The 6616-nt window shown below is 43.6% G+C and carries 9 protein-coding genes; 4 read left to right on the plus strand and 5 right to left on the minus strand.

Annotated elements, in window-relative coordinates:
* The coding region (locus C1E99_RS10435) for a transposase (protein WP_161943210.1) at nt 1–201 on the plus strand (201 nt) is incomplete at its 5' end.
* A gap of 79 nt (nt 202–280) precedes the next feature.
* On the opposite strand, the gene nadE is transcribed toward C1E99_RS10435, so the two are convergent.
* From nadE to C1E99_RS10455, 4 genes are read right to left on the minus strand one after another with little or no spacing between them, the layout of a single operon-like run.
* A complete protein-coding gene (gene nadE / locus C1E99_RS10440) occupies nt 281–1105 on the minus strand; it encodes an ammonia-dependent NAD(+) synthetase (RefSeq protein WP_105207508.1) in 825 nt (274 codons plus the stop codon).
* A 12-nt stretch (nt 1106–1117) separates the two neighbouring features.
* Entirely contained in the window at nt 1118–2578 is a 1461-nt protein-coding gene (locus C1E99_RS10445; protein ID WP_105207509.1) for a nicotinate phosphoribosyltransferase, read from the minus strand.
* 53 nt (nt 2579–2631) lie between these two features.
* Entirely contained in the window at nt 2632–3276 is a 645-nt protein-coding gene (locus C1E99_RS10450; protein WP_105207510.1) for a prepilin peptidase, read from the minus strand.
* 52 nt (nt 3277–3328) lie between these two features.
* A complete protein-coding gene (locus C1E99_RS10455; protein WP_105207511.1) occupies nt 3329–4147 on the minus strand; it encodes a cation diffusion facilitator family transporter in 819 nt (272 codons plus the stop codon).
* A gap of 121 nt (nt 4148–4268) precedes the next feature.
* On the opposite strand from C1E99_RS10455, the gene C1E99_RS10460 reads away from it, so the two are divergent.
* A complete protein-coding gene (locus C1E99_RS10460) occupies nt 4269–4787 on the plus strand; it encodes a TetR/AcrR family transcriptional regulator (protein WP_105106003.1) in 519 nt (172 codons plus the stop codon).
* Between the two features lie 9 nt (nt 4788–4796).
* Nucleotides 4797–5351 (plus strand): tRNA (mnm(5)s(2)U34)-methyltransferase, encoded by a 555-nt coding sequence (locus C1E99_RS10465; protein WP_105097098.1) that lies wholly within the window; start codon nt 4797–4799, stop codon nt 5349–5351.
* 15 nt (nt 5352–5366) lie between these two features.
* Here the strand turns inward: C1E99_RS10465 and C1E99_RS10470 are convergent, their stop codons facing one another.
* A complete protein-coding gene (locus C1E99_RS10470) occupies nt 5367–6146 on the minus strand; it encodes an ABC transporter ATP-binding protein (RefSeq protein ID WP_105207512.1) in 780 nt (259 codons plus the stop codon).
* A gap of 283 nt (nt 6147–6429) precedes the next feature.
* Between C1E99_RS10470 and C1E99_RS10475 the strand changes: the two genes are divergently transcribed.
* Nucleotides 6430–6616 (plus strand): helix-turn-helix domain-containing protein (locus tag C1E99_RS10475; protein WP_153060190.1); only part of this gene is annotated, 187 nt, incomplete at its 3' end.

Below are 6616 nucleotides of genomic sequence, written 5' to 3' on the forward strand. Positions count from 1 at the left end.
TTTCTAAAGGATAAAGACAAGGTTTTAAACGCTATGGAATTGCCTTATTCCAACGCCAAACTGGAAGCTACCAATAATCTCATCAAAGTCATTAAAAGAAATGCCTTTGGTTTTAGGAACTTTGAAAACTTTAGAAAACGGATTTTGATTGCCTTGAACATAAAGAAAGAGCGAACCAATTTCGTCCTCTCTAGGTGTTAGCTTTTCATCTACCCACTACAGTTGACAAAGAGCCATAAAAGAATTCCCCTGACGGTTGTCTATCGTCAGGGGTTATTTGTTATTTCCAAAAATCATCAAAAATTGTGATTGGCAGGTGGCGTTTATGGGCTGTTTTGTTCCACCATCCTTCGATAATGGTTTGGGCTTGAGGGGCGATGGTTTTGCCTTCAAGATAGTCATCGATTTGCTCGTAAGTCACTCCAAGTGCGACTTCATCAGCCAGACCTGGCTTGTCTTCTTCCAAGTCTGCAGTAGGAACTTTGAGGTAGAGTTTTTCATCTGCCCCCAGTTCAGCTAGAAGCTGTTTTCCTTGACGTTTATTGAGGCGGAAAAGGGGCAGGATATCTGCGCCGCCGTCTCCGTGCTTGGTGAAGAAGCCGGTAATATTCTCGGCAGCATGGTCGGTTCCGATAACCGCCCCCTTGTGTTCACCGGCAACTGCATACTGGGCAATCATACGCATGCGGGCTTTAGCATTTCCCTTATTAAAATCAGACATAGCAAGCCCATTTGCATTGACTGCAACCACCATGGCATCTGTTGATTCCTTGATGTTGATGGTTAAGCTGACATCTGGTTGGATAAAGGCTAGGGCTGCCTGGGCGTCAGACTCGTCAGCCTGCACACCGTAAGGGAGGCGGATAGCGATAAATTGGTAAGAGTCGTCACCTGTTTCCGCCCGCATTTCTTCCATAGTCAACTGGGCCAAACGACCAGCCAAGGTCGAATCTTGTCCACCAGAAATGCCCAAGACATAGGTTTTCAAAAATGGGTGTTTTTTCAGGTAGTCTTTGAGAAAGTCGATGGAGCGACGGATTTCTTCTTTTGGGTCAATGCTTGGCTTGACGCCAAGTTCCTTAATGATGGTTTCTTGTAGGGTCATAACATACCTCTCTTAAATGGCTTTAGCCTGACTTTGCTTGCGAATGCGGTTGATAATATCCATCTTGTTGTCCCAGACATCCTGAGCCAAATCAACTGGATAGAGCTGTGGATTGAGAACCCGTTTGTATTCATCCCAAAGCTTGTCAAATTCCTGATTGGCATAGGTCTGAATGTCCGCTAGGCTTGGTAGTTCATAAACCTGTTTGCCCTCTTCAAAAATTGGAATGAGAAGGGGACGGGCATGGAAGTTTTCCACGGTCTTGTTGATGTAGGTATAGGTTGGATGGAACATATAAATACTGTCCATTTGGCTAACATCTGTGTCCGCAAAGGTGATATAGTCGCCTTCAGACTTGCCTTTTTCTTTTGAGGTAATCCGCCAAACTTGTTTTTTACCTGGCGTTGATACTTTTTCAACGTTGGAAGACAGTTTGATGGTATCTCGCATCTTTCCATTTTCCTCTTCAATGGAAACAATCTTATAGACAGCTCCCAGGGCAGGTTGGTCATAGGCTGTAATCAACTTAGTACCCACTCCCCAGACATCAATCTTGGCCTTTTGCATTTTGAGGTTGAGGATGGTATTTTCATCCAAGTCGTTGGATGCGTAGATTTTGGCTTCTGTAAAGCCTGCCTCATCCAACTGTTGACGGACCTTTTTGGAAATATAGGCCATATCACCAGAATCAATCCGTACTCCTTTGAAGTTAATCTTATCGCCCATTTCCTTGGCAACCTTGATGGCTGCTGGGACACCGATTCGTAGGGTATCATAGGTATCTACCAAGAAAACACAGTCGTGATGGGTTTCAGCGTAGGCCTTGAAAGCCTTGTAATCATCGCCGTAGGTTTGGACTAGGGCATGGGCATGGGTACCAGCGACAGGAATGCCGAAGATTTTTCCTGCTCGAACATTGGAAGTGGCAGAAGCGCCGCCGATAAAGGCTGCGCGGGTGCCCCAAATGGCAGCATCCATTTCTTGGGCACGACGGGTACCGAATTCCATTAGAGGTTCGTCTTCAATGACTGCCTTGATACGACGGGCCTTGGTAGCAATCAGGGTTTGGTAGTTGACGATATTGAGTATGGCTGTTTCAATCAACTGGCACTGGGCAAGTGGGCCTTCAATCTGCATAATGGGCTCGTTGGCATAGACTAGGTCGCCTTCCTTGGCAGAACGAACGGTCAAGTTCATTTCTAGATTTGCCAAATAATCCAGGAAATCCTTAGGATAGCCTAATTCAGTCAAATAGTCAATATCTGTCTGGCTGAAGCTGAGATTGTTGAGATATTCTACCACACGCTCCAAACCTGCAAAGACGGCATAGCCATTTTTAAAGGGCTGAGAACGGAAATAGACTTCAAACACGGCATGTTTGTTGTGTATGTTTTGATTAAAATAGACCTGCATCATATTGATTTGGTAAAGATCGGTATGCAGGGTTAAACTGTCATCTGTAAAAACTGTCATAGCTTTCTCCTTTATTCTTTCTATTATACCAAAAAAATCGAGCTAGGCTCGATTTAGAGAGTGATATTGATGACTAGACTGGCCAAAAATAGAAAAGGTACATAAGGAAGGGATTTGGGTTTAAAGATGAAAAAGATGGCCAGACCTAGGATGGAACTAAGCTGAATAATCCAAAGAATTTCTGTAAAGCCAAACAAAAGTGATAGACTTGCCAGATAGAGAAAATCTCCAGAACCGATATTGAGTTGCCATTTTTCAGTCAGATAGGCCAGGAGCAAAAAAACACAGAAGAGCCAGTTGAGCTGGGAGAGAATGAGGGCTACAAAGGTAAAGAGTAGCCAAACAGCAAAAGGATATTCCTGATGTTTGATGTCGTAAATGGTCAAAACTAGTCCTGCCAAGATGAGAATGGTTTCGGTTAGGTTTAGGACTTGAAAATGACAGAGCAGGACAACTAGACCAGCTAAGAATTCTAGTCCCAGATACCAGTAGGGTATTTTCGCCTTGCAATAACGGCATTTGGATTTTGTGGAAAGTTGGGACAGGATAGGTATGAGATCCCAAGCTTTTAGCCGTCGCTTGCAGGAATTGCAGTGACTAGAGGGTGCGATAATGGACTGTTCAGGGAAACGGTCGATGACCAATCCCAAGAAGGAGCCGATAGAAGCTCCAAGGAAAAATAGGATAATTGTCTTCATACCTATTTATTCGCAAATGAGTGAGGAAAATGTGATATTTTTTTATTTTTTTTTACAAAATTTCGATGCTACTCTGGACAATACCAAAGGTAATGAGAGAATTTCGTATTTTTGCTTTGGTCTTGTCTGCTACAGCAGGATTTGTTAGTGTCACCGTCACCGTCGCGCAATGTTCATATCCATCCATGGTCCAGACATTTAGCTGAGTGATTTCGTGAACATTTTCAAGAGTCAGGAGGACTCCTTTCACTTCTTCAAGATTTACTCCTTGCGGACTTGTTTCAAGTAGAATCTTGACATTATTCCAGGCTTTTGGTAGGGCTTTGGAGAGGATGAAGATAGCAATACAGAGCGAGAGTAGTGGGTCTAGAAAGTACCAATCAGTAAATTGAAGAATGATGGAAACAATGATGACCGCCAGCCATCCCAAAATATCCTCTAAAAAGTGCAAGCTGAGAATGGATTCATTATGGCTATGTCCATTTTTTACAATACGGGAAGCAAGGAAATTGATGATGACAGCGATAATCCCAAGTGCCAGCATCCCATCTTGATTGACAGGCTGGGGATGGAAGAGATTGGGAATGTTTTCCACAAGGATCAAGCTGGAGCCGATAATCAGAATACTAGAAGTCAAGAGAGCGGCCAAAATATTCCATCTCTTGTAGCCAAAGGGATAAACCTTGTCAGCAGGCTTGTTGGCATAGGTTTGCATGATGGCAGAGCTTCCGATGGCGAGGGCGTCGCCCAAATCATGAACAGCATCTGCTAAGATAGCGCTGGAACCAAAGAGCCAGCCAAAGATAAACTCGATGATAGAAAAGCTGAGATTGAGGAGAAAAGCGATAAATGTATTTTTAGAAGATGACATGAGATTCCCTTTCTGTGTTATACTGTTTATAGGTTTATTATGCACTGTAATGGGCCGAAAAACTAGAAACAAGAGAAACGGTTTGTCTTTTTCTGAACAAATTGTTTGAAATGTACGAAAAATGGATAGACGAATTGCAAAAACAAAAAGAGCTATTTTTCAGGCTTTTTTGACCTTATTAAATGATAAAGGTTATGATGACATGCGCGTGCAGGATGTTATTGACCTGGCAGATGTGGGGCGTTCCACTTTCTATGCCCACTATGCCAGTAAAGAGGCTCTTTTGGAAGAACTTTGTCATGACCTCTTTCACCACTTATTTACAGGTCGTGAAGATGCGGATGTGAAGACTTTGTTGGCTCATATTTTCAAACACTTTCGGACCAATCAAGATCGTGTTGCCAGCCTTTTGTTGTCCCGCAATGCCTATTTTCTAAGAGAACTGGAAGCGGAGTTGAAACACGACATTTTTCCAAAAGTGGCTGAAGATTACATGCAGGATAAGAGAAATCTTCCAGAGGATTTGCTGGTGCATTTTGTTGTGACGACTTTTGTGGAGACGGTCAGCTGGTGGCTCCAGCAACGCAAAAAGGTGGACGAAGCCACCTTGACCGAATATTATGTAAGATTATTAGCTTAAGGAGAGAAGATGCTTAGACCTTTACACATGGCCCATGCCTTTTTAGATGAGATATTAACAGACCAGGACCTAGCGGTCGATGCGACGATGGGAAATGGGCATGACACGCTATTTTTAGCCCAACGAGCAGGAAAAGTGGTGGCCTTTGATATTCAGGAACAAGCCCTGACCACAACGGCTGAAAAACTAGAAAAAGCTGGCTTGACCAATGCCCAATTGGTTTTGACAGGACACGAAAACCTAGACCAGTATGTGGAGGAATGCAAGGTAGCCATTTTCAATCTGGGCTATCTTCCTTCGGCGGATAAGTCAGTCATCACCCTACCTGCAACCACCCTTCAAGCTATTGAAAAAGTTCTTGACAGACTGGTGGTTGGTGGTCGCCTAGCCATCATGGTTTACTATGGTCACGAGGGTGGGGCGGTTGAGAAGGATGCAGTCTTAGACTTTGTCAGCCAGCTAGACCAGACCGTCTTTACAGCCATGCTCTACAAACCACTCAACCAAGTCAATACCCCCCCATTTTTGGTCATGGTGGAGAGATTAAAATCCAGCTCAAACTAGGGCTGGATTTGTTTTTTATAATATCGGCTTAATGAACAATCTTCCGTCACCCAAGTCAATCAATTCTACCTGATTGCCATAAAAATCGCCGAGGAGTTCAGGTGTCAGGATATCTTGTTTTGCTCCCTGTGCCAAGACCATACCATCTTTGAGCAGGAGGACATGGGTGAAATGATCAGTGATTTCTTCGGCGTGATGGGTGACGTAGATAATGGCAGGAGCCGTTGGGAGTTGACAGATGTAGTCAATGTGGTGGAGCAGGCGTTCGCGAGCCAAGAGGTCTAAGCCCACAGTAGCCTCGTCCAAAATCAAAATAGCAGGCTCTTCCATCAAACTACGGGCAATGAGTAGGAGTTGGCGTTCGCCCTGTGACAAACTAGCATAGGTACGGCCGATCAAGTGCTCAGCTTTGATGGTTTTGAGCATGTCTATGGCTTCATCCAACTCAGCTTGACCGTATTCACGGTAAAGGATGGAGGATTTGTATTTTCCAGTCAAGACAATCTGCTCAGCTGTCAAATCAATAGGAAATCGTTCGGCTAGAAAGGAGCCGACGACCCCAATCTTAGTGCGAAGGCTAGGAATATCGCCCTCACCAAACTCCACTCCTAAAACAGTTAGGTCACCAGATGTCTTCCAAAACTCAGCCATTAAAATACGAAGGAGGGTTGACTTTCCAGCCCCATTGAGCCCTAAAATAGCCCAACGCTCGCCTTTTCTAAATTCCCAGTTGATGTTATTTAAAATCGTTTTCCCCTGTCTCTTGTAGGACAGCTGTTTCATCGATAGTATCATGTCCAATTCCTTTTCAATTTAAAACGAAAGTTCTATAATGAAGTTAGCCACCTTACCTTAGTCAAGAATTAGATGTTTCACTATATGTGAGTAAGTTGATGTTTTCATTTGATAACAGGCTTGAAGCTGTTAGGCTAGGTGGCCAAGGCTAATCATAGCCTTGGTTTAGCTGAAAAAACAGCTTCAAGAGTTCCTGTTGTCAAATGAAATGTGATTTAAGGTATAAGAAAACACCTCTGTGCTATACTTGTTGTTCACCACAAACACAAGGAAAGGCACAGAGATGCAAAAGTATTATACACCAAAAGGGAAACATTTGACAATAGATAACCGTCGCTTGATTGAGCGGTGGAAGAATGAAAATAAGTCCAATCGTGAAATTGCAGGCTTGTTAGGAAAGGCGCCTCAAACGATTCATAATGAAATCAAGCGTGGGACAACCTTACAACAAGTGCGAAAAGGGATCTACA

Source organism: Streptococcus suis, assembly GCF_002964045.1.
GTDB classification, from domain to species: domain Bacteria; phylum Bacillota; class Bacilli; order Lactobacillales; family Streptococcaceae; genus Streptococcus; species Streptococcus suis_U.